This is a genomic window from Nocardia sp. GTS18 (assembly GCF_013839555.1).
GTDB lineage: Bacteria > Actinomycetota > Actinomycetes > Mycobacteriales > Mycobacteriaceae > Nocardia > Nocardia rosealba.
This window is the reverse complement of record NZ_JACBIU010000037.1, coordinates 6,924-33,439: the sequence shown is the minus strand read 5'-3', so window position 1 is coordinate 33,439 and position 26,516 is coordinate 6,924. Positions and strand designations below refer to the sequence as shown.

The following is a 26,516-nucleotide window of genomic DNA, read 5'->3' as shown; positions in this document are numbered from 1 at the left end:
GTGTCCCGCGCTCGGCCGACTCGGTGCTCGCCGCCTGGGCCGTCGCCAAGACCGGCGCCGCCTTCGTCCCCGTCGACCCGACCTACCCCGCCGACCGCATCGCCCACATGGTCACCGACTCCGGTTCGCCGCTCGGCATCACGGTCGCGTCGGTGCGCGACGGACTGCCCGACATCGCCACCGCAGCCGGGACATCCGCCGCACCGCAGATGCCCGACGCCGGGCCTGCGGACGGTGCTTCGGCTGCCACTCTGACGTCTGAATCTGCGGATGCCGCAGGTGCTTCGGCCTCTGCGGGGACGTTCGGCAACTCGGCCGCGGGTTGGCTCGTGCTCGACGAGCTCGACCTCGATCGCTTCGACGGCGGCCCGATCGCCGACGCCGAGCTGGTCCGGGCGACCACGCCCGAGCAGCCCGCTTACGTCATCTACACCTCCGGTTCCACCGGTGTGCCCAAGGGCGTCGTGGTCACCCATGCGGGTCTCGCCAACTTCGGCGAGGAGCAGGCGCAGCGCTACCAGCTCGACTCGTCCACGCGGGCACTGCATTTCGCGTCGCCCTCGTTCGACGCGTCGATCCTGGAGCTGCTGCTCGCCCTGGCGCGCGGTGGTGCGCTGGTGGTCGTCCCGCCGGGTGTGTACGGCGGCGACGAACTGTCCGAACTGATCCGCGCCGAGCGGGTCACCCACGCCTTCATCACCCCCGCCGCCCTGGCGACCTTCGACCCGAGCGGCCTGGACTCGCTGCGGGTGCTGGTCGCCGGTGGTGAGGCGGTGCCCGCCGATCTGGTGTCGAAGTGGGCGGTTCCGTTGGCGGACGGCACAATCCGCGCCTTCCACAACGGCTACGGTCCGACCGAGACCACGATCATGACGAACATCAGCGATGCGCTGGTGCCGGGCGAGCTGGTCACCATCGGTGGCCCCACGCGCGGTATGCGCTCGCTGATCCTGGACGCCCAGCTCCAGCCCGTTCCGGTGGGTGTCGCGGGTGAGCTGTACCTGTCGGGCATCCAGCTGGCGCGCGGCTACCACGCCCGCCCCGGCCTGACCGCCGACCGGTTCGTCGCCGACCCGTTCGTGCCGGGGGAGCGGATGTACCGCACCGGTGACGTCGTGCGCTGGACGCCGGAACGCACCGTCGAGTACGTCGGCCGCTCCGACTTCCAGGTGAAGATCCGCGGCTTCCGTATCGAACTGGGTGAGATCGACTCCGCACTCGCCTCGCACGACACGGTCGACTTCGCCGTCACCCTCGGCCACAAGAGCACCGCGGGCGCCGTCTCGCTGGTGTCGTATGTCGTTGCCGCGCCGGGCCGTTCGATCGACGTGGCCGCCCTCACCGCGCACGTCGAGGAACGCCTGCCCGCCTACATGGTTCCGTCGTCGATCATGGTGATCGACCGGGTGCCGCTCACCCCGGTCGGCAAGCTCGATCGCAAGGCGCTGCCGGAGCCGGTGTTCGCCACCGAGGTCTCCTTCCGGGCCGCGCGCACCCCGATCGAGCAGACCATCGCCGAGGTGTTCGCCGAGGTCCTCGGCGTGGAGCGCGTCGGTGTCGACGACTCGTTCTTCGCCCTCGGCGGTGACTCGATCGTCTCCATCCAGCTCGTCTCCCGGGCCAAGGCCCGCGGCGTGCTGTTCACCCCGCGCCACGTGTTCGAGCAGCGCACCGTCGCGGGCCTGGCCTCGGTGGCCGAAACCGCCGATGTCGCAGCGGCTTCCGCGGTGACCCTGGCCGAACTGCCCGGCGGCGGCGTCGGTGAGATGCCGCTGACCCCGGTGGTGCGGTTCATGGCCGAGCGGTCGGGTTCGTTCGACCGGTTCAACCAGACCATGGCCCTCGAGCTGCCCGTCGGCATCGACCGGGCGGGGATCGCGGCCACCGTCGGCGCGGTCGTCGACCGCCACGACATGCTGCGCTCGCGTCTGCACCAGGTCGACGGCCGCTGGGTCGTCACCACGGCGCCCACGGGCACCGTCGATGCGGACACCCTGATCGATCACAGCACCTTCGACGCGAACGTCTCCGACGCCGAGCTGTTCGAGATCGCCTCGGCCGCACTGGATTCGAGCCTGGACCGGCTCGATCCCGCCGCCGGTGTCGTCGTGCGCTTCGTGTGGCTGGAGCCCACCGAGCCGGCGACCCCGACCATCTCGCTGCCCGGCACCGCGTCGGCTGGTGGCGCGACCTCGTCCGCCGATACCGAGAAGTCCGCGCGCCGGGCCGGCCGACTGATCGTGGTGGCCCACCACCTCGTCGTCGACGGTGTGTCGTGGCGAATCCTGGTGCCCGACTTCGTCTCCGCCTGGGGTCAGCTGTCCTCGGGCCAGCAGCCGGAGTTGGTCGCACCCACCACGTCCATGCGTGCCTGGGCGCACGCTCTGGCCGACGAAGCGCGCAACCCCGATCGCGTCGCCGAGCTCGACTTCTGGCGTGAGGTCGTGGCGACGCCCGATCCGCTGCTCACCGAGCGGCCGATGAACCCGGCCGTCGACGTTTCCGGTGTGATCGAGAAGCTGCCGGTCGAGGTGTCCGCCGAGGTCACCAAGGCCCTGCTCACCACCGTGCCCGCCCTGTTCCACGGTGGCGTGAACGACGGTCTGCTCACCGCGCTCGCCCTGGCCGCCGCCAAGTGGCGCACCCGTCGCGTCCCCGGCAAGTCCGACGACTCGAACGACGCCCTGCTGGTGCGCCTGGAAGGCCACGGTCGCGAGGAAGAGGTCGCGCCCGGTGCCGACCTGTCCCGCACGGTCGGCTGGTTCACCGCGATCTTCCCGGTGCGCCTCGACCTCACCGGCATCGATCTCGACGCCGCCCTGGCCGGTGGTCCGGCGATCGGCCAGGCCGTGAAGGCGGTCAAGGAACAGCTGCTCTCGGTGCCCGACAAGGGCATCGGGTACGGCCTGCTGCGGTACATGAACGCCGACACCGCCGCCGAACTGCCCACCGAGCTGCCCGGCCAGATCAGCTTCAACTACCTCGGCCGGGTCGCCGACAGCGACGTCCCCGACGCGCTGCGCGGTTTCGGCTGGATCCCGGCCTCGGAGCTGGCCTCCCTCGGCGGCGCCTACGACGCCGACATGCCCGCGATGGCACCGCTGGACGTCAACGCGATCGTCGTCGGCGACAAACTCAGCGCCAATATCGGTTACCCGAGCACCCTGCTCGGCGAGGCCGAGGTCCGCGAATTCGCCGACCTGTGGGTCGCCGCGCTGGAAGCCGTTGCCCGGCATGCCAATTCCGCCGATGCGGGCGGCCACACGCCGTCCGACTTCGCGCTCGTGCGCGCCACCCAGCGCGATATCGACGTCTGGGAGCGGCGCTACCCGGAGCTGACCCAGGTGTGGCCGCTGGCCGCGCTGCAGGCCGGTCTGTTCTTCCACGCCCGCCTCGCCGCGAGCTCGGTGGACGTCTACACCGCCCAGGCGGTGCTCACGCTCACCGGTCATGTCGACGCCACCCGTCTGCGCGCCGCCGCCCAGGCCCTGCTCGACCGGCACGAGACCCTGCGCACCGCGTTCGTCACCGATCACGACGGCAACGCCGTGCAGATCGTCCTCGACAACGCCCGTGTGGTCTGGGCCGAACACGACCGCACCGAAACCGGCGAGTTCGCCGACCTCGTCGAGGCCGACCGCAACGCCCGCTTCGACCTGGCCGAGCCGCCGCTCATCCGCTTCACCCTGATCCAGGTGGGCGAGCACGAATGGCGTTTCGTGGTGGCCAACCACCACATCCTGCTCGACGGCTGGTCGATGCCGCTGGTGATGCGCGACCTGCTCGCGCTCTACGCCCTGCACGGCGACGCGAGCGCGCTGCCCGCCGTGCGCTCCTACCGTCACTTCCTGGAATGGGTTTCCCAGCAGGATCATTCGGCCTCCGTGGCCGTCTGGTCCGACGCGATGCGCGGGGTCACCGAGCCCACGCTGCTCGCCCGCCCGGACGCGAGCCGCGAGATCACCGCCCTGTCGGACGAGTACCTGTTCGACCTGGACGAGATCACCACCGGCCGCCTGGTCGCGCTGGCCGCCGACCTCGGCGTCACCCCGAACACGGTGCTGCAGGTGGCGTGGTCGATCGTGCTCGGCCGAATGACCGGTCGCGACGACGTGCTGTTCGGCACCACCGTCTCCGGTCGTCCCGCGCAGCTGTCGGGCGTGGAGTCGATGGTCGGTCTGTTCATCAACACCGTGCCGGTGCGCGTCCGTTTCGACGCGGCCGAATCGGTGCGCGAGGTGCTGACCCGCACCCAGGGCGAGCAGGCCGACCTGCTCGACCACCATTACATCGGCCTGGCCGAGATCCAGTCGGCCGCCGGGATCGGTGGCCTGTTCGACTCGCTGGTGGTCTTCGAGTCCTACCCGGTCGACGCCGAGGGCATCAAGGCCCAGGCCGCCGACATCGACGGCATGGCCGTCACCGGCCTGGACGCCGCCGACGCCACCCACTACCCGCTCTCGCTCATCGCCCAGCTCGACACCCAGCTGCGCATCCGCGCCGGCTACCTGAGCGACCTGTTCGACGCCGCCACCGTGCACCGCATCGCCGAGCGCCTGATCCGGGTGCTCACCGCGATCACCGCCGAACCGACGGTGGCCGTGGGCGATATCGAACTGCTCGACGCCGCCGAACGCGCACTCGTCGTGCGCGAGTGGAACGCCACCGCGCACGAGGTGGATCAGCGCGCCAGCCTCGTGTCGATGTTCGAGGCGCAGCTGGCCCGCACCCCGCAGGCCACCGCCCTCACCTTCGAGGGGGCGAGTCTGTCCTACGCCGAGTTCGCGGCCCAGGTGTATCGCCTGGCCCGGTGGCTCGTGGACCGTGGTGTCGGCCCGGAAACCTATGTGGCCCTTGGCATGCGCCGCTCGCTCGACCTGGTCGTCGGCATGTACGCGGTGAGCGTGGCCGGTGGCGCCTATGTGCCGCTGGACCCCGACCATCCGGCCGAGCGCACGGAATACATTCTCGCGACGGCGGATCCGGTCTGTGTGCTCACCTCGGGCACCGATCTGGAGATCGACACCGCGCAGGTCCGTATCGACCTGCTCGACCTGTCGGGTTACGCCGACACCCGCCTCATCGACGCCGAACGGACCTCCCCGCTGCGTCCGTCGAACACCGCGTACGTGATCTTCACGTCGGGTTCGACGGGTCGCCCGAAGGGTGTGGCGGTCAGCCATGGCGCGATCGTCAACCGCCTCGTGTGGATGCAGGCGCAGTACGGCCTGACCTCCGACGATGTGGTGCTGCAGAAGACGCCTGCCACGTTCGACGTGTCGGTGTGGGAGTTCTTCTGGCCCTTGCAGATCGGTGCGCGACTGGTCGTCGCCAAGCCCGACGGTCATCGTGATCCGGCCTACCTGGCCGAGGTCATCGCGGCCGAGGGTGTCACCGTCACCCACTTCGTGCCGTCGATGCTGGCGGTGTTCGTCGCGGATGCCGCTGCCGCGCAGTGTGATTCGCTGCGCATGGTGTTCGCCTCCGGAGAGGCGCTGCCGCCCAAGCCCGCCCACCGCCTGCGCGAACTCACCGGTGCGGCACTGCACAACCTGTACGGCCCCACCGAGGCCGCGGTCGACGTCACCTTCCACGAGGTCGTCGACACCGACATCGACACCGTGCCGATCGGTGCCCCGGTGTTCAACACCCAGGTCTACGTCCTCGACGCGCGCCTGCGGCCCGTCCCGGTCGGTGTCGCGGGTGAGCTCTACCTCGCGGGCACCCAGCTGGCGCGCGGCTATGTCGCCCGCCCGGATCTCACCGCGGACCGTTTCGTCGCCGACCCGTTCGGCGACGACGGCGAGCGCATGTACCGCACCGGTGACCTCGTCGCCTGGACCGAACAGGGCGAGCTGGAGTACCTGGGCCGCACCGACTTCCAGGTGAAGCTGCGCGGTCTGCGCATCGAGCTCGGCGAGATCGAGTCCGCGCTCACCGGCCTCGACGAGGTCGCCCAGTCGGTGGTGGTGGTCCGCAGCGACCAGCACACCGGCGACCAGCTGGTGGCCTACGTGATCCCCGCCGTCGGCCGCACCGTCGACATCGAGGACGCGCGCGAGGAACTGGGCAACAACCTGCCCGCCTACATGGTGCCGTCGGTGATCATCGTCCTCGACGAGTTCCCGCTCAACGCCTCCGGCAAGCTCGACCGCAAGGCCCTGCCCGCCCCGGTGTTCGAGGCCGCGGTGTTCCGCGCGCCGACCACGCCGGTCGAGGAGATCGTCGCCGCCACCTTCGCCGATGTGCTCGGCCTGGACCGGGTCGGCCTCGACGACGACTTCTTCGCTCTCGGCGGCAACTCGCTGACCGCCACCCAGGTCGCGGCCCGGCTCTCGGCCGCCCTGGAATCCGATATCGGCGTGCGCGAACTGTTCGAGGCGTCCACGGTCGCCGCGCTGGCCGCGCGGGCCGAGACACATTCCGGTGACGAGCGGCGCGCCCCGCTGGTTCCGCAGCAGCGCCCCGCGCGGGTACCGCTGTCGCTGGCCCAGCAGCGCATGTGGTTCCTCAACCGCTTCGACCCCGAGTCGGCCGTCGACAACATCCCCGCCGCCGTTCGCCTGTCCGGCCTGCTCGACCGCCAGGCACTGCAGGTGGCCGTCGCCGACGTGCTCGCCCGCCACGAGTCGCTGCGCACCTACTACCCGGAGGCCGACGGCGCCGCGCACCAGGTGATCGTCGCGACCGGCAAGGTCATCCCCGACCTCGCCCCGATCGAGACCACCGAAGCCGAACTGCCGCAGCGCCTTTCGCAGCTCGTGCTGACCGCGTTCGACGTCACCGCCGAGGTGCCGTTCCGGGCCGCCCTGTTCGAGGTGAGCCCGACCGAACACGTGCTCGCCCTTGTCGTGCACCACATCTCGGCCGACGGCTTCTCCATGGGCCCGCTCACCCGCGACGTGATGACCGCCTACAGCGCCCGCGTGGAAGGCGCCGAACCGGCCTGGCGTCCCCTCGAGGTCCAGTACGCCGACTTCGCCCTCTGGCAGCGTGCCGTGCTCGGTGACGAGGACGACGCCCGATCGGTGATCGCGAGTCAGATCGCTTTCTGGAGCGAGCACCTGCGCGGTCTGCCCGAGCAGCTCGACCTGCCCGCCGACCGGCCGCGACCGGCCGTCGCCAGCGGTCGCGGCGCCACCCACACCTTCGAGATCGACGCCCGCACCCACGCGGCGCTCGCCGAGCTGGCCCGCACCCGTGGCGCGACCCTGTTCATGGTCACGCACGCGGCCCTGGCCCTGCTGCTCTCGCGACTGTCCGGTGAGTCCGACATCGCCATCGGCACGCCCATCGCGGGCCGTGGCGAACGCGCGCTCGACGACCTGATCGGCATGTTCGTCAACACCCTCGTGCTGCGCACCGAGGTCGACGGCGCGGCCAGCTTCAGCGAGCTGCTCGCCCAGGTCCGCACGAGCGACATCGCGTCCTTCGGCCACGCCGACCTGCCGTTCGAGCGGCTGGTCGAGATCATCAACCCCGCCCGTTCGCAGGCGCGCCACCCGCTGTTCCAGGTGATGCTGGCCTTCCAGAACACCGGCCAGACCAGCCTGGAACTGCCCGGCCTCACCGCGAGCGGTGTGGAGCTGCCGATCGATGTCGCCAAATTCGACCTGCAGGTGGTGCTCACCGAGAAGCCCGGTGACACCGCCGGAATGGTCGCCGAGCTGATCTACGCGACCGACCTGTTCGACGCGTCGACCATGAGCAGCTTCGGTGCCCGCTTCACCCGCCTGCTCAACGCCATCGCCGCCACCCCGAACCGCGCCGTGGGCGACATCCCGCTGCTGAACGCGGCCGAGGTGCAACTGGCCGTTCGTGGCTGGAACGACACCGCCCGCGAGCTGCCCGGCGCGGGTACCCTCGTCGACGAGTTCGCCCGCCAGGCCACGGCGACCCCGAACGCGGTCGCCCTCATCGACCCGGCCACCGGCGAAACCCTCACCTACGCCGAATTCGCCTCGCGCGTACACCGTTTGGCGCACCGCCTGATCGAGGCCGGTGTAGGCCCGGAACGGCTGGTCGCCCTCGGCCTGCGCCGCAGCATCGACCTGGTGATCGCGGCGTACGCGGTGCAGGAAGCCGGCGGCGGTTACGTCCCGCTCGACCTCGACCAGCCAGCCGACCGCATCGCCTACGTGCTCGAAACTGCCGACCCCGTGGTCGTGCTGACCACGACCCGCGACGGCTTCGGACTCGAAGCCGGAGCTACCGAAGGTGACCCGGCCGCTGCGACCGGTCAGGCTGGCCTGTCCACCGCATCCGGTGCAGGCAGTTCCGAGACCGGCAGTGCGTCGGCGGACGGCCCGCGCACCCTGGTCATCGACGCGGTCGACCTGTCGGCCTACCCGGATGCCCCGGTCACCGATGCCGACCGCACCGCACCGCTGCACCCGCAGCACCCGGCCTACGTCATCTTCACCTCCGGCTCGACCGGTCGCCCGAAGGGTGTGGCCGTGCCGCACTCGGCCGTGGTGAACCAGATCCGCTGGATCACCGGTGAATACGGCATCGGCGCCGACGACGTGGTGCTGTTCAAGACCCCCGCCACCTTCGACGTGTCGGTGTGGGAGCTGTTCGGTCCGCTCAGCACCGGCGGCCGGCTCGTCGTCGCGAGCCCCGACGGGCACCGCGACCCGCAGTACCTCGCCGATGTCATTGCGGCGCAACGGGTCACCATGACCTCGTTCGTCCCGTCGATGCTCACCGTTTTCGCAGGCAGCATCGATGCGGCCGCGGTGGAGAGCGGAGCTCTGTCCTCACTGCGCGCCCTGCTGATCGCCGGTGAGGCCTTCACCGGCGACGCCGTCGCCGCGCTGCGGCGGGTGAGCGACGCGCAGCTGTTCAACCTGTACGGCCCCACCGAGTTCACCGTGCACGCCACGCACGGTCCGGTCGCCGATCAGGTCGACGGCGCCGTCCCGATCGGCGCGCCGGTCTGGAACGCCGAGGCCTACGTGCTCGACGCCCGCCTGCACCCGGTCCCCGCCGGTGTCGCCGGTGAGCTGTACCTGGCCGGTTCCCAGCTGGCGCGCGGCTACTTCGGCCGCCCCGACCTCACCGCCGACCGCTTCGTCGCCGACCCGTTCGGCGACGACGGCGCCCGCATGTACCGCACGGGCGACCTCGTGCGCCGCGACGAGCACGGTGTGATCACCTACCTCGGCCGCACCGACTTCCAGGTGAAGCTGCGCGGGCTGCGCATCGAGCTCGGCGAGATCGAGGCCGCGCTCACCGCGCACGCCACCGTCGGCCAGGCCGTGGTGATCGTGCGTTCGGATGCCCGCACCGGCGATCAGCTGGTCGGCTACGTGGTGCCCTCGGCGGGTGCGACCGTCGAAACCGAAACGCTGCGTGCGCATCTCGGTGCGCAACTGCCGTCGTACATGGTTCCGGCCGCGTTCGTCGTGCTCGACGAGATGCCGCTGAGCGCCAACGGCAAGCTCGACCGCCGCGCCCTGCCCGATCCGGTGTTCGAGGCCCGTGAGTTCCGCGCGCCGAGCACCCCGATCGAGGAGATCGTCGCCGCCACCTTCGCCGAGGTGCTCGGCCTGTCCGAGGATCAGCCGGTCGGCCGCGACGACGACTTCTTCGACCTCGGCGGCAACTCGCTCATCGCCACCCAGGTCGTCGCCCGCCTCGGCGCCGCACTCGACACCCGGGTTCCGGTGCGGGTGCTGTTCGAGGCGCCGTCGGTGTCGGCGCTGGCCGCCAAGGTGGAGACCCACGCGGGCAGCGGCAGCCGCCGCGAGCTCGTCGCCGGGCCGCGCCCGGAGCAGGTGCCGCTCTCGCTCGCCCAGCAGCGCATGTGGTTCCTCAACCGGTTCGACAGCGCCACCGGCGTCAACAACATCCCGCTCGCTGTCCGCCTGACCGGTGACCTCGACGTGGACGCGCTGCGCCAGGCCGTGGCCGACGTGGTGGAGCGGCACGAGGTGCTGCGCACCGTCTACCCGGAAACCGCCGACGGCCAGGGTGTGCAGGTCGTGCTGCCCGCGGCCCAGGTGCCGATCACGATCGACCCGGTCACGATCGGTGAGGACGAGATCCGCGACCGCATCAGCGAACTCGTGCTCGCCGGTTTCGACGTGACCGCGCAGGTTCCGGTGCGCGCCGAACTGCTGCGCGTGGCCGGTTCCATGGACGGCTCGCACCCCGACACCCACGTGCTCGTCTTCGTGGTGCACCACATCTCCGGCGACGGCTGGTCGGTGCGTCCGCTGGCCCGCGACGTGATGATCGCCTACGCCGCCCGCTCGCGCGGCGAGGCGCCGGGCTGGGCGCCGCTGCCCGTGCAGTACGCCGACTTCGCGCTGTGGCAGCGTGAAACCCTCGGCTCCGAGTCGGATCCGTCGTCGATGATCGCCCAGCAGGTGGCCTACTGGTCCACGACGCTGGCCGGGCTGCCCGACCAGCTGGATCTGCCGAGCGACCGCCCGCGCCCGGCCGTGGCCTCCAACCGCGGTGGGGTGCACGAGTTCTCGATCGACCCGGCGCTGACGCACAGCCTCAACGCGCTGGCCCGCGAACACGGCGCCAGCCTGTTCATGGTGGTGCACGCCGCGTTCGCCGCCCTGCTCGCGCGCCTGTCCAACAGCGACGACATCGCCATCGGCACCGCCGTCGCGGGTCGTGGTGAAGCGGTGCTCGACGACGCTATCGGCATGTTCGTCAACACCCTTGTGCTGCGCAGCACGGTCGACCCGGCGCAGTCGTTCGCCGAGCTGCTCGCCGCGACGCGGGAGAACGACCTGGCCGCGTTCGGACACTCCGACCTGCCGTTCGAGCGGCTCGTCGAAATCCTCAACCCGGCCCGTTCGCAGGCACGCCATCCGCTGTTCCAGGTGATGCTGTCGTTCCAGAACACCGGCGAGGCCTCCTTCGAACTGCCCGGCCTCGAGGTCGCCGGCGTGCCGCTGGACGTGGTGACGGCCAAGTTCGATCTGCACCTGAACCTGACCGACCGCTACCGCGCCGACGGTTCCGCCGACGGCATGACCGCCGAGTTCGCCTACGCGACAGACATGTTCGACGCCGACACCATCGCGGGCCTGGCCAAGCGCCTGGTGCGGATGCTGTCGTCGGTGGTCGCGGAACCGACCCGCGCGATCGGCGACGTCGAGCTGCTGGCTCCGGTCGAATACCGCCAGGTCGTGGCCGGCTGGAATGCCACCGCGCACCCGGTCGACCAGGACGCGACCCTGGTGTCGATGTTCCAGGCCCAGACCGCGACCAGTGCGAACGCGCCTGCCCTCACGTTCGAGGGGACAACTCTGTCCTACGCCGGGTTCACCGCCCAGGTGAACCGCCTGGCCCGGCATCTGATCGCCCAGGGCGTCGGCCCGGACACCATGGTCGCGCTCGGCATGCGCCGCTCGCTCGACCTGGTGATCGGCATGTACGCGGTGAGCGTGGCCGGTGGCGCCTATGTGCCGCTGGACCCCGACCACCCGGCCGAGCGCACCCGCTACGTGCTCGAGACCGCCGCACCGGTGTGCGTATTGACCACGGCCCGTGACGAATTCGACGCGGGCTCGACCACCGCGCTGCACATCGACAGCCTCGACCTGTCGAGCTACTCGGACGCGCCGGTCACCGACGCCGAGCGGATCGCCCCGCTGCGTCCGTCGAACACCGCGTACGTGATCTTCACGTCGGGTTCGACCGGCCGCCCGAAGGGTGTTGCCGTGAGCCACGGCGCGATCGTGAACCGTCTGGTGTGGATGCAGGCGCAGTACGGCCTGACCGCCGACGATGTGGTGCTGCAGAAGACGCCCGCTACCTTCGATGTGTCGGTGTGGGAGTTCTTCTGGCCCTTGCAGATCGGTGCCCGACTGGTCGTCGCCAAGCCCGACGGCCACCGCGATCCGGCCTACCTGGCCGAACTCATCGCCGCCGAGAACGTCACCACCGCGCACTTCGTGCCGTCGATGATGTCGGTGTTCGTGGCCGAACTGGCCGAGGACGACGGCCGCGCCGACAGCCTGCGCCTGGTCTTCGCCTCCGGTGAGGCGCTGCCCGCGCCGACCGCCCAGCGGATGCGCGCCCTCTCCGGTGCGGCCGTACACAACCTGTACGGCCCGACCGAGGCCGCCGTCGACGTCACCTTCCACGAGGTCACCGACGCCGACACCACCTCGGTGCCGATCGGTGCGCCGGTGTTCAACACCGAGGTGTACGTGCTGGATTCGCGCCTGCACCCGGTCCCGGTCGGTGTCGCGGGTGAGCTGTATCTGGCCGGTGTGCAGCTGGCCCGCGGCTACGTGAACCGCCCGGATCTCACCGCCGACCGCTTCGTCGCCGACCCCTTCGGCACCGACGGCGCCCGCATGTACCGCACCGGCGACCTCGTCACCTGGACCGAACACGGCGAGCTGGAGTACCTGGGCCGCACCGACTTCCAGGTGAAGCTGCGCGGTCTGCGCATCGAGCTCGGCGAGATCGAATCGGCGCTCACCGCCCTGCCCTCGATCGCCCAGTCGGTGGTCGTGGTCCGTGGCGACGAACGCCTCGGCGACCAGCTCGTCGGCTACCTGATCCCGTCGGCCGGTTCGACCGTCGACATCGACGCGGTGCGCGCCGAACTCGGCAGCGCCCTGCCCGCGTACATGGTGCCCACCGCGTTCGTGATCCTGGACGCCTTCCCGCTCAACGCCTCCGGCAAGCTCGACCGCAAGGCGCTGCCCGCGCCGGTGTTCGAGACCAAGGTGTTCCGTGCGCCGTCCACCCCGATCGAGGAGATCGTGGCGGGCACCTTCGGCGACGTGCTCGGCGTGGCCCGCGTGGGTGCCGACGACGACTTCTTCGAACTCGGCGGCAACTCGCTGCTGGCCACCCAGGTCACCGCCCGCATCGGTGCCGCCCTGGACACCCAGCTCGCGGTCCGCGACCTGTTCGAGGCCTCGACCGTGTCGGCGCTGGCCGCCCGTGCCGAGCACAACGCCGGTTCCGGCCGCGCCCGCCCGCGCCTGAAGGCGGGGGAGCGGCCCGAGGTCATCCCGCTCTCGCCTGCCCAGCAGCGCTACTGGTTCCTCAACCAGTTCGACACCTCCACCTCCGCGGTGGACAACATCCCCCTCGCCGTCCGCCTCACCGGTGACCTCGACGTGCCCGCGCTCGAGCAGGCCATCGGCGACGTGTTCGCCCGCCACGAGATGCTGCGCACCGTCTACCCGGCCTCGCCCGACGGCCCACGCCAGGTGATCCTGCCGAACTCGCAGATCAGCGCGCAGGTGCACCACATCGAGGTCGACGAGGACGAATTGCTCGGCGCGGTCGTCGAATTCGCGATGACCACCTTCGACGTCACCCGTGAGGTGCCGCTCGCGGTCGCGCTGTTCGAATTGAGCGAAACCGACTACGTGCTCGCGTTCACCGTGCACCATGTGTCCGCCGACGGTTCCTCCATGGGGCCGCTGGCGCGCGACATCATGGCCGCCTACGTGGCCCGCGCGCAGGGTGAGGCGCCGCAGTGGGCGCCGCTGCCGGTGCAGTACGCCGACTACGCGCTGTGGCAGCGCGAAGTGCTCGGCGACGAATCCGACCCGGAATCGCTGGCCGCCAAGCAGGTCGCATACTGGACCGAGGCCCTGGCCGGCCTGCCCGACCAGCTCGAACTGCCCGCCGATCGCCCGCGCCCGCCCGCGCAGTCGTTCCAGGGCAAGGCGATCCGCTTCGAGATCGACCCCGACCGGCACGCCGCCCTGCACAACCTGGCCCGCGCCAACAACGCCTCGCTGTTCATGGTCGTGCACGCCGCGCTCGCGGTGCTGCTCGCGCGCCTGTCGGGCACCGACGACATCGCCGTCGGCACCCCCATCGCTGGTCGTGGCGAGCGCGAACTCGACGACCTGATCGGCATGTTCGTCAACACCCTGGTGTTCCGCACCGCCGTCGACTCCGGCGCCTCCTTCGCCGAGCTGCTCGCCGACGTGCGCGAACGCGACCTGGAAGCCTTCGCCAATGCCGACGTGCCGTTCGAGCGGCTCGTCGAGGTGCTCAACCCGGTGCGCTCCACCGCACGCAACCCGCTGTTCCAGATCGGTCTGTCGTTCCAGAACCTGGCCGAGACCACCTTCGAACTCCCCGGTCTCACGGTGAGCCCGGTCGACTACGACTCGCAGCTGGCCAAGACCGATCTGCACGTCACCCTGTACGACCGCTACACCGACGACGGCGCACCGGCCCAGCTGGTCACCGAATTCGGTTACGCCATCGACCTGTTCGACGAGTCGACGGTGCAGAGCTTCGCCGACCGCTTCGTGCGGGTGCTCGACGCCGTCACCGCCGACGCGAGCATCCCGGTCGGTGACATCGACCTGCTCGCCGAGCCGGAGGCCGAGCGGATCGTCACCGCGTGGAACGACACCGCGCACCCGGTCGACACCGACGCCACCCTGGTGTCGCTGCTCGACGCGACTGTGGCGGCGACCCCGGACGCGATCGCGCTGGTCGTCGACGAGCCGGAATCCGACGACGCAGACGCACGCGCCGCTGTCGCTTCCGGCCGAATCGTCTCCGGTCGTCGCGAGTTCACCTACGCCGAACTCGATGCCGAGGTCAACCGCCTCGCGCGGTACCTGATCGAGCGCGGGATCGGCGCCGAGGACCGGGTTGCCCTGGCCATCCGACGCTCCGCCGAGCTGATCATCGCGATGTACGCGGTGGCCCGCACGGGCGCGGCCTACGTGCCGATCGACCCCGATCAGCCCGCCGAGCGCACCGACTACATCCTGGAAACCGCCGCACCAGCTGTCGTGCTGACCACGGCGAACGCCGAATTCGGCACGGCGGCAGCCGAAGTGGTCGTCCTGGACGACCTGGACCTGAGCGCGGTGAGCGCCGAGGCGATCACCGGGCGTTCGCTCGTGCCCGCCAACACCGCGTACATCATCTTCACCTCCGGTTCCACCGGTAAGCCCAAGGGTGTCGCGGTCCCGCACGGCGCGATCGTCAACCAGTTGCTATGGGAGACGGCCGAATTCGGGATCGGTGCCGACGACGCGGTGCTGCTCAAGACCGCGGCCACCTTCGACCTGTCGGTCTGGGAGTTCTGGACCGCCGCCGTCGCCGGTGCCCGCCTGGTGGTCGCCACCGCCGACGGCCACCGCGACCCGGCCTACCTCAACGACCTGATGCGGTCCACCGGTGTCACCACGCTGCACGTGGTGCCGTCGATGCTCGACGCGTTGCTCACCGAATCCGGTGCCGCCCTGCCGCGCACGCTGCGCCGGGTGCTCGCGATCGGTGAGGCGCTGCCCGCCGCGACCGCGCAGCGCTTCCGCACCGCCAACACGGCCGCGCTGTTCAACCTGTACGGCCCCACCGAGGCCGCGGTCTCGATCACCAGCCACGCCGTAACCGATGCCGACCAGGTGTCGGTGTCGATCGGCGGCCCGGAGTGGAACAGCCGTGTCTACGTGCTGGATTCGCGGCTGCGCCCGGTTCCGGTCGGTGTCTCCGGTGAGCTGTACCTGGCCGGTGCCCAGCTGGCCCGCGGCTACTACGGCCGCGCCGACCTGACCGCCGATCGCTTTGTCGCCGACCCGTTCTCCACCACCGGCGAACGCATGTACCGCACCGGCGATCTCGTGGCATGGAACGCCGACGGCGAACTCGACTACCGAGGCCGCACCGACTTCCAGGTGAAGATCCGCGGCTTCCGTATCGAACTCGGTGAGATCGAGGCAGCGCTGCTGCGTCAGCCGACCATCTCCGCGGCCGCCGTGCTCGCCCACACCGATCCGGTGGTCGGCGATCGCCTCGTCGCCTACGTCGTGGCCGACGCGGGCGAGATCGACAAGGTCGCGCTGCGTAACGCGCTGGCCGCCGAGCTGCCGTCCTACATGGTTCCGACCGTGTTCCTGCAGCTCGACGCCCTGCCACTGAACGCCAACGGCAAACTCGACCGCAAGGCGCTGCCGGAGCCCGAGGTCGAGAAGGCCGTGTTCCGCGCACCGGTGAGCCCGAGCGAACAGCTCGTGGCCGCCACCTTCGCCGAGGTCTTGCGCCTGGGTGACGACAAGCGGTTCGGTCTCGACGACGACTTCTTCGCCTGGGGCGGTAACTCGCTGCTGGCCACGCAGGTCGCCGCCCGCCTCGGTGAGGCCCTCGACACCCGCATCCCCGTGCGCCTGCTGTTCGAGGCGTCGACCGTGTCCGCGCTGGCGCACCGCATCGAGCAGCACGCCGAAACCGGTGACCGCAAGGCGCTGAAGGCCGGTCCGCGTCCGGAGCACATCCCGCTCTCGCTGGCCCAGCAGCGGATGTGGTTCCTCAACCGCTTCGACACCCAGTCGGCGGCCTACAACGTGCCCGTCGCGGTCCGCCTGTCCGGCGAGCTCGACGTGGCCGCGTTGCGCGCCGCGATCCTCGACCTGGTGAGCCGCCACGAGATCCTGCGCACGGTCTACCCGCAGACAGAAGCCGGTGCGGCACAGGTCATCCTGTCGCCCGCACAGGCGGCGCCGGAACTGCTCGAGCGCACCGTCGCCGCCGACGAGGTGGAGACAGCGGTCGGCGAACTGCTCGGCACCATCTTCGACGTCACCGTCGAGGTGCCGCTGCGCGTCGCCCTGTTCCATGTCGAGAACAGTGACGACTTCGTGCTGGCCATGGTCGTGCACCACATCTCCGGTGACGGTTCCTCGGTCGCCCCGCTGACCCGCGACCTGATGACGGCCTACGCCGCCCGCGCCGCCGGCTCCGAACCCGGTTGGTCGCCGCTGCCCGTGCAGTACGCGGACTACAGCATCTGGCAGCGCGAGCTGCTCGGCAACGAGGACGACCCGGACTCGATGGCCAGCAAGCAGGTGGCCTACTGGAAGCAGGCCCTCGCCGAGCTGCCCGACCAGCTCGACCTGCCCGCCGACCGGCCGCGGCCCGCCGTGCAGAGCTTCGCGGGCAGCAAGGTCGACGTGCGGATCAGCGCCGAGACCCACCGCGCGCTCGTCGAACTGGCCCGTGGGGAGGGCGCGACCCTGTTCATGGTCGTGCACACCGCCCTCGCGGTGCTGCTCGCGCGCCTGTCCGGCACCGACGACATCGCCATCGGCACCCCGATGGCGGGTCGTGGCGAGGCCGTGCTCGACGACATGATCGGCATGTTCGTCAACACCCTGGTGTTCCGCACCAAGGTCGACAGCGGTGAGGCCTTCACCGACCTGCTGGCCCGCCAGCGCGAAGACGATATCGCCGCCTTCGCCAACGCCGACGTGCCGTTCGAGCGGCTCGTCGAGGTGCTCAACCCGGTGCGTTCCACCGCGCGGCACCCGCTGTTCCAGGTGGGTCTGTCGTTCCAGAACCTCAGCCGCGCCACCCTTGAACTGCCGGGTCTCACGGTCGCGGGCCTGGACATCGACAGCAACCTGTCGCAGTTCGACCTGCATCTCATCATCAGCGACGTCTACGACGAAACCGGTGAGCCCGAAGGCATTTCGGGTCTGCTCACCTACGCGACCGATCTGTTCGACCGCGCCACGGTCGAGGGATTCCTGCGCCGCTTCGAGCGCCTGCTCGAGGCGATCGTCGCCACGCCGCGTACCGCCGTCGGCGATATCGAACTGCTCGCCCCGGCCGAGCGCGCCGAACTGGTCGACGGCCGCAACAACACGGCCAACCCGGTCGACACCGAGGCCACCCTTGTCTCGCTGCTCGACGCGACCGTGGCCGCCGATCCGAAGGCGACCGCCCTGGTCACCGACGACGGCAACCAGCTCACCTACGCCGAACTCGACGCGAAGGTGAACCGCCTTGCCCGCCACCTGATCTCGCTCGGTGTCGGCCCGGAGGCGCGCGTGGCGCTCGCCATGCGCCGCTCGGTGGATCTGATCGTCGCGATGTACGCGGTGGCCAAGTCCGGTGGCGCGTACGTGCCGGTCGATCCCGATCAGGCGGCCGAGCGCACCGACTACATCCTCACCACCGCGGCACCGGTCTGCGTGCTCACCAACGACGAGTTCAGCACCGATGCCGCACCGGTCGTGCGCATCGACGAACTCGCCCTGGACAGCCTAAGTGCCGCACCGGTTTCCGATGACGAACGCACCGAGCCGCTGCGTCCGTCGAATACCGCGTACGTGATCTTCACGTCCGGTTCGACCGGTCGCCCGAAGGGTGTGGCTGTTCCGCACGGCGCCATCGCCAACCAGTTGCAGTGGAAGCTGGTCGAGTTCGGTATGGACGCCGCCGACGCGGTGCTGCTCAAGACCGCGGCCACCTTCGACCTCTCGGTCTGGGAGTTCTGGTCGGCGGCGGTGTGCGGTGGTCGCCTGGTGATCGCGGCGCCCGACGGGCATCGCGACCCGGCCTACCTCAACGAGCTGATGATCCGCGAATGGGTCACCACGCTGCACGTGGTGCCGTCGATGCTGGACGCACTGCTGGCCGCCGGCATGCCGGATTCGCTGTGGCGCGTGCTCGCCATCGGTGAGGCGCTGCCCGGTTCGCTGGCCCAGCGCTTCCGCACCGCGTTCCCGCGCACCGAGCTGTTCAACCTGTACGGCCCCACCGAGGCCGCGGTCTCGATCACCGCGCACCGGGTGAACGCGGCCGACCAGGGTTCGGTGTCCATCGGTTCGCCCGAATGGAACAGCCAGGTCTACGTGCTCGACGAGCGGCTGCGCCCGGTGCCCGACGGTGTCGCCGGCGAGCTGTACCTCGCGGGCGCCCAGCTGGCGCGCGGCTACTTCGGCCGCGCCGACCTCACCGCCGACCGCTTCGTCGCCAACCCGTTCGGTACCGGCACCCGCATGTACCGCACCGGCGACCTGGTGGCCTGGCACAACGGCGAACTCGACTACCGCGGCCGCACCGACTTCCAGGTGAAGATCCGCGGCTTCCGTATCGAGCTCGGCGAGATCGAGGCCGCGCTGCTCGCGCTGCCGGAGATCGGCCAGGCGGCAGTCATCGCCAAGTCCGACCCGCGTACGGGTGACCGGCTCGTCGCCTACCTCGTCGGAAAGGGTGGCGCGCAGGCGAATACGCCGAGCCGGGAGGCCGATTCGGTCGCTGTTCAGCCGGTGGATTCCGTCTCGGCGACCACCGGTGGCGCCGGGTCGTCGACGACGGCCACCACGGAAATCGATGTGGCGCAGGTGAAGTCGACGCTGGCTGCCGGCCTGCCGTCGTACATGGTGCCCGCCGCGTTCGTCGTGCTCGATGCCCTGCCGCTCAATGTGAACGGCAAGCTCGACCGCAAGGCGTTGCCGGAGCCGGAGTTCGAGGCCCAGGCGTTCCGCGCACCGTCCACCCCGATCGAGGAGATCGTGGCGGGCGTGTTCGCCGACGTCCTCGGCGTCGAGCGCGTCGGCGCCGACGACGATTTCTTCGCTCTCGGTGGCAACTCGCTGCTGGCCACCCAGGTCGCGGCCCGCCTCGGCGCGGCCCTGGACAGCCGGGTGCCCGTGCGCCTGCTGTTCGAGGCGTCGACGGTGGCCGGGCTCGCGGTGAAGGTCGAGCAGGGTGCCGGTGCCGGTGGGCGTCGCGCGCTGGTCGCCGCACCGCGACCGGATCAGGTGCCGCTGTCGTTGGCTCAGCAGCGCATGTGGTTCCTGAACCAGTTCGACACCAGTTCCTCGGTGAACAACATCCCGGTCGCCGTCCGCCTGTCGGGCGCGCTGGATGTCGAGGCACTGCAGCTGGCCGTGGCCGACGTGCTCGCCCGCCACGAAACCCTGCGCACGGTGTACCCGTCGGCCAACGGCACACCGCACCAGGTGATCCTGCCGGTCGAGGGCAATGTGCCCGATCTGACGCCGGAAGATGTTGTCCCTGACCAGGTTCGGGACAAGATCGCCGAACTGATCACCGCGGGCTTCGACGTGATCGACGAAGTCCCGTTGCGCGCCAAGCTGATGCGGGTCGTCTCGCCGGCCGGTACCGACGCGAGCACCGAGTACGTGTTGGTGTTCGTCGCCCACCACATCAGCGCCGACGGCTGGTCGATGGGCCCGCTGACCCGCGACGTGATGATCGCCTACGCCGCCCGCGCGGCAGGCGAGGCGCCCGGCTGGGCGCCGCTGGCGGTGCAGTACGCCGACTTCAGCATCTGGCAGCGCGAGGTGCTCGGCTCCGAAACCGACGAGAACAGCCTGCTCTCCCAGCAGGCCGCGTACTGGAAGCGCGCCCTGGCCGGTGTGCCCGACGAGCTGAACCTGCCGCTGGACCGGCCGCGTCCGAGCACGCAGTCCTTCGCCGGTGGCCGGGTGCTGTTCCCGATCGACGGTGACGTCCACGCCGGGCTCACCGCCATCGCCCGCGAGCAGAACGCGACGCTGTTCATGGTCGTGCACACCGCGCTGGCGATCTTCCTGGCGCGCCTGTCGGGCACCGAGGACATCGTCATCGGCACCCCGATCGCCGGTCGTGGCGAGGCCGAGCTCGACGACGTGATCGGCATGTTCGTCAACACCCTGGCCCTGCGCACGCAGGTCGGCGGCCAGCAGAGCTTCGGCGACCTGCTCGCCCAGGCCAAGGAGGCCGACCTGGCCGCCTTCGCCCACGCCGACATCCCGTTCGAGCGGCTGGTGGAACTGCTCAACCCCGAGCGCTCCACCGCGCGGCACCCGCTGTTCCAGGTGGCGCTGTCGTTCGAGAACCTGCCCGACGCCGGCTTCGAACTGCCCGGCCTTTCGGTCTCGGCGGTCGAGTTCGACGTCGACACCGCCAAGTTCGACCTGCTGCTCACCGTCCGCGAGGCCGGAGCGGGCGACGAGGCCGGTGCTTATGCCGAGTTCTCCTACGCCAGTGATCTTTTCGATCAGTCGACGGTGGAGAAGTTCGCGCAGCGGTTCCGTCGCCTGCTCGCCGAGGTCGTCGCCGACACCACCACGCCGGTGGGCGATCTGGAACTCCTCGACACCGTCGAGCGCACCGAACTGCTCACCCGCACAGGTGGGCCCGCGCTCGCCACGAGCACGCTGCCCGAGCTGCTTGCCCAGGCTGTGGCGGCCAACCCGACCGGTCAGGCCATCGTCGCCCCCGGCGAGTCGGTCGACACCGGCCTGATCCGCGCGCTCACCTCGGCGTTGCCCGAGGGGACGACTGCAGGTGCCGGGATCGTGCCTGCGGCGGATATCGCAGCGGAGCGGTCGGGCGAGGCTCGCTCGCTGACCTACGCCGAGCTCGACGCCGCGTCCTCGTGTCTGGCCCGGGTCCTCATCGAGCGCGGCGCCGCACCGGAGACGGTCGTCGCCATCGCCATGCAGCGGTCGCTGGAAACCACCCTCGCCATCTGGGCGGTCGTCAAGTCGGGTGCGGCGTTCCTGCCGGTCGACCCGAAGTACCCGGCCGAGCGCATCGCGCACATGATGTCGGATTCGGGTGCGGCCCTCGGCATCACGGTGTCGGCTGAGGTCGAGCACCTGCCCGCACCCGCACTGGGTGACTGGCTGGTCCTCGACGACGCGGCACTGCACGCGGAGATCGCCGAGCAGTCGGGCGAGCCGATCACCGACGCGGACCGTCGCGGCGTCGTGCGCGCCGACAACACGGCGTACATGATCTACACCTCGGGTTCGACGGGCCTGCCCAAGGGCGTCGTCGTCACCCACACCGGCGTGGCCAACTTCGCCGCCGCCGAGGTGGCGCAGTTCGGGCTCGGCCAGGACGCGCGGACCCTCGCGTTCGCCTCGCCGTCGTTCGACGCGTCGATCCTCGAGTTCCTGCTGGCCGTCGGGTCGGCGGGCACCCTGGTGATCACGCCGGTCGGCGTGGTCGGCGGCGACGAACTGGCCGAGATCATCGTCGGCCAGGGCCTGACCCACGTGTTCCTCACCCCGCTCGTCGCGGCGTCGATGGAACCGTCGGCACTGGCCGGGCTGGAAGCGCTGATCGTCGGTGGCGACAAGGCGCCGGTCGACCTGGTGGCGAACTGGCACAGCGCGGGCACCGACCCGGCGCACCACCGGTTCTACAACGCCTACGGCCCCACCGAGGCGACCATCGCGACCAACCTGTCCGACGCGCTGCTGCCCGGCGACACCATGAACATCGGTGGACCGATCCCCGGCGCGACCGTGCTGGTGCTCGACAGTCGCCTGCATCCGGTCCCCGAGGGTGTGTCCGGTGAGCTGTACCTGGGTGGCGTACCGCTGGCGCGCGGCTACCACGACCGCCTCGGCCTGACCGCCGAACGCTTCGTGGCCAACCCCTACGGTGAACCGGGCTCACGGCTGTACCGCACCGGTGACGTGGTCGCCTGGCGCACCGTCAACGGCAAGCCCGTCGTGGAATACGTGGGCCGCAACGACTTCCAGGTGAAGATCCGCGGCTTCCGCATCGAACTGGGCGAGATCGACGCCGTGCTCACCGCAGACGACGACGTCGATTTCGCGGCGACCATCGGCCGCACCACCGACGCGGGCGCGACCATCCTGGTGTCCTACGTGCGCCCGGTCCCCGGCCGTGCCGTGGAACCCGCCGCCCTGGTCGAGTTCGTGGCGCAGCAGCTGCCCGCGCACATGGTGCCCGCCTCGGTGATGGTGCTCGACGAGATCCCGCTGACCCCCGCGGGCAAGCTGGATCGTCGCGCCCTGCCCGAGCCGGTGCTCGCCCCGCGCGAGTTCCGCACGCCGACAAGCGATATCGAGGCGATCATCGCCGCCGTCTTCGCCGAGGTCCTCGGTGTTGACGCGGTGGGCCTGGACGATTCGTTCTTCGCCCTCGGCGGTGACTCGATTCTGTCCATCCAGCTGGTGTCGCGGGCCAAGGACCGTGGCGTGCTGTTCAAGCCGCGCGACGTGTTCGAGAAGCGCAGCGTGGCCGGGCTGGCCGAGATCGCGGTCCTCGCCGGCGACACCGAGCAGATCGTGCTCGAGGAACTGCCCGGCGGCGGTGTCGGCGACATCCCGATGCTGCCGATCATGCGCCAGATCCTCAGCAGCGGTTCCACCTACGACCGGTTCTCCCAGTCGATGGTGCTCCGTCTGCCCGAACGCATCACCGAGGACGTCCTGCACGCCACCATCGGTGCGGTCTTCGACCACCACGATGTGCTCCGCTCGCGGGTCGCGCGCGCGGAGCGAGCGGTGAGCCCGGAGGCGGTAGCGGAGCGTGACCACGCAGGGCTCTCGGGAGCGCAGCAGGGTGACAGCGAGAACGGTTGGGAGTTCGAGGCGTTGGCGCCCGGCGCGGTCGACGTGAGCGCCCTGGTGCGTCGCGTCGAGGTGTCCGGTGACATCACCGACGAGGAACTGTCCGCCCTGGCCAGCGCCGAGTACGACCAGGCCATGGGTCGCCTCGACCCGGCCGGTGCCGCCATGGTGCAGTTCGTGTGGTTCGCCTTCGGCGCACCGACACAGAGCCCGCGCCGTCGCGACGCCCTGCTCGTCGTCGGCCACCACTTCGTGATCGACGGTGTGTCCTGGCGCATCCTGATCCCGGACCTCGGCATGGCCTGGGGTCAGATCGCGGCCGGTCAGCCGGTGGCGCTGCCCGCCAACGGCACGTCCATGCGACGCTGGGCGCACAGCCTGGTCGAGCAGGCCGCGGACCGTCGCACGGAACTGCCGTTCTGGCGTGAGGTGTCCTCGACGCCCGACCCGCTGCTGGGTTCGCGTCCGTTCGACGCGAAGGTCGACACCTTCGCCACCGTCGACCGGGTGCAGGTCACGCTCTCGCCCGAGGTCACCGACGCGGTGCTCACCGCGATCCCCGGCCTGTACCACGGCGGTGTCAACGACGGTCTGCTCACCGCTCTGGCCTTGGCTGTATCGCGTTGGCGCGGAGACGAATCCGGTACCGCGGCGTTGATCAAGCTGGAGGGCCACGGCCGCCAGGAAGAGATCGTCGCCGGTGCCGACCTGTCGCGCACCGTCGGCTGGTTCACCACCGCCTTCCCGGTGCGTCTGGACCTGGCGGGCGCCGACCTCGACGACGCCTTCGCCGGTGGCGCCGTGCTCGGCGACGTGATCAAGTCGGTCAAGGAGCAGATGCTCGCGGTGCCCGACAAGGGCATCGGCTACGGCATGCTCAAGTACCTCACCGAGCAGGGTGCCGATCTGCCGAGCGTCGGCCAGATCAGCTTCAACTACCTGGGCCGGGCGGGCACGGGCGAGATCCCCGCCGAACTCGCCGAACTCGGCTGGATCCCGGTGGCCGACCTAGGTCAGCTCGACGCCGAGATGGACCTCGACATGCCCGCCAACGCGACGCTGGACATCAACGCCATCGTCGACGACGGCGACGAGGGCCCGCAGCTCGGCGCGAACATCGCCTTCCCGACCGGACTGCTCTCCGCCGAGCGGGCACAGGAGTTCGCCGACCTGTTCGTGGCCGCGCTCACCGCGCTCGCCACGCACGCGCAGCGGTCCGACGCGGGCGGTTTCACCCCGTCCGACATGCCGCTGGTACGCGTGGAACAGTCCGATCTCGATGTGTGGGAACGGGATTACCCCGCGCTGTCGGAGGTGTGGCCGCTCTCGCCGCTGCAGGCCGGCCTCATGTTCCACGCCATGATCAGCTCGGCGACCGTCGACGTGTACACCGTGCAGGCCGTACTCGACCTGACCGGCACCCTCGACGCCGAGCGGCTGCGCAAGGCCGCCCAGGGCGTGCTCGACCGCTACCCGAACCTGCGGACCGCCTTCGTCACCGACTCGGCCGGTCAGCCGGTGCAGGTGGTGCTGGGCGAACTCGAGGTGCCGTGGCGTGAGGTCGACCTGACCGAGCTGCCCGAGGACGTGCGCATGCCGCGCATGCAGCAGCTGCTCGCCGCCGACCGGGCCAACCAGTTCGACATGGCGACCGCGCCGCTGATCCGCTTCGGTCTGTTCAAGACCGCCGAGGACAAGGCGCACCTGTCGATCACGGTGCACCACATCCTGGTCGACGGCTGGTCGATGCCGCTGCTCATGCGCGACCTGCTCGTGCTCTACGCGGTGCACGGTGACCTCACCGCCCTGCCGCGCGTGGCGTCCTACCGCAACTTCCTGTCCTGGCTCTCGGGCTGGGATCGCGAAGTGTCGCTGCGGGCGTGGGCCGACGCGTTGGCCGGGGTGGAAGGACCCACCCAGCTGGCGCCGCCGCCGCGCACCGAGGAGCGCTTCGAGATCGACAAGGTCGTCGTCGAGATCGACAACGATCGCACCCGGGCGCTCGGCAAGTTCGCCGGCGAGCTCGGTGTCACCGTGAACACGCTGCTGCAGACCGCGTGGGGCATCGTCGTCGGGCGCCTCACCGGCCGCGACGACGTGGTGTTCGGTGCGACCGTCTCCGGTCGTCCGGCCGAGCTGCCCGGTGTGGAGTCGATGGTCGGCCTGTTCATCAACACCCTGCCGGTGCGCATCCAGATCGACGACCGGATGACGGCGGAGAAGCTCACCCAGAAGGTGCAGTCCGAGCAGGCCGAATTGCTCAGCCACCACTTCGTGGGCCTGTCCGACATCCAGCGGGTGGCTGGTGCCGGTTCGCAGTTCGACACGCTGCTGGTGTTCGAGTCCTACCCGATGGACAAGGACGCCGTCACCGCGGCGAGCTCGATCGATGGCATGCAGGTCACCGGTGTCGGCCTCGACGACGCCACCCACTACCCGCTCACGCTGGTGGTGATGGCCGAGTCGACCATCGAGATCACCATGCGCTACCTGCGCAGCACCTTCACCGAGGACGAGATCCGCACGCTGTCCGCCCGGTTGCTGCGGGTGCTCGACGAACTGCTCGAGAACCCGACCGGCCTGGTCGGTGACATCGACATCCTCGATGCCACCGAACGCGCCAAGCTGCTCGCCGAATCCGGTGTGACGGCGGCTGGTTCGGCGCCCGCTTCCGTGACCGGTGTCGGTGCGCAGACGGTGGCCAAGGTGCTCGCCGAGGTCGTGGAAGCCGACCCGCAGGCACCCGCCCTGCTGCGCGGTGACAGCGAAATCGCCTACAGCGCACTGGATCGCAAGTCCTCGCAGCTGGCCCGCGTGCTCATCGCGCGCGGTGCCGGTCCGGGGGATGTGGTCGCCGTGTCGCTGCCGCGCAGTGTGGATTCGGTGCTCGCCGCCTGGGCCGTGCAGAAGGCCGGTGCCGCGGTGCTGTTCGCCGGCGACCTGACCGGAGTCGAGCTGGCCGCCGCCGGCGCGGCGTTCGGCATCAGCGCGGCCCCAGTCGCCGGAGTGGCAGGCGAATGGCTGGTCCTGGCCGACGTGGAAGGCGAGATCGCCGCAGCCGCAGCGCATCCCGTCTCCTACGCCGACCGCATCCGCCCCCTGGCCGAGGACCACCCGGCCTTCGTCCAGGTCGCCGGCGACACCACAGCGGTGCTCACCCAGTCCGAAGCCGTCGCCCTGGCCGAACGCCTGCGCGACGAACACGGCATCGACTACGAATGCACCACCTTCACCACCCACGCCTCCGGCCCCGCCGCCATCCAGGAATTCCTGGTCGCGGCCACCGCAGGCGCCCTGTCGGTCCTCCCCGCCGGCTCGGTCGAAGACGACCTGGCCGACGGCGAGGTCACCCACTGGTTCGTGGTGGCAGGCGAGGCGACCGACGCCGCCGACGGCGAAGTGTCGGTCATCGTCGCCGAGTAG

At 70.4% G+C, this 26,516-nt stretch carries 1 protein-coding gene (only partly in view); it reads left to right on the top strand.

Translation table 11 applies throughout. The features are described from left to right. Window positions 1-26,516: part of a non-ribosomal peptide synthase/polyketide synthase coding region (locus HYG95_RS21750; protein ID WP_370465878.1), annotated on the top strand (this coding region is incomplete at its 5' end). The annotated region extends 12,344 nt beyond the left edge of the window; the window shows 26,516 of its 38,860 annotated nt.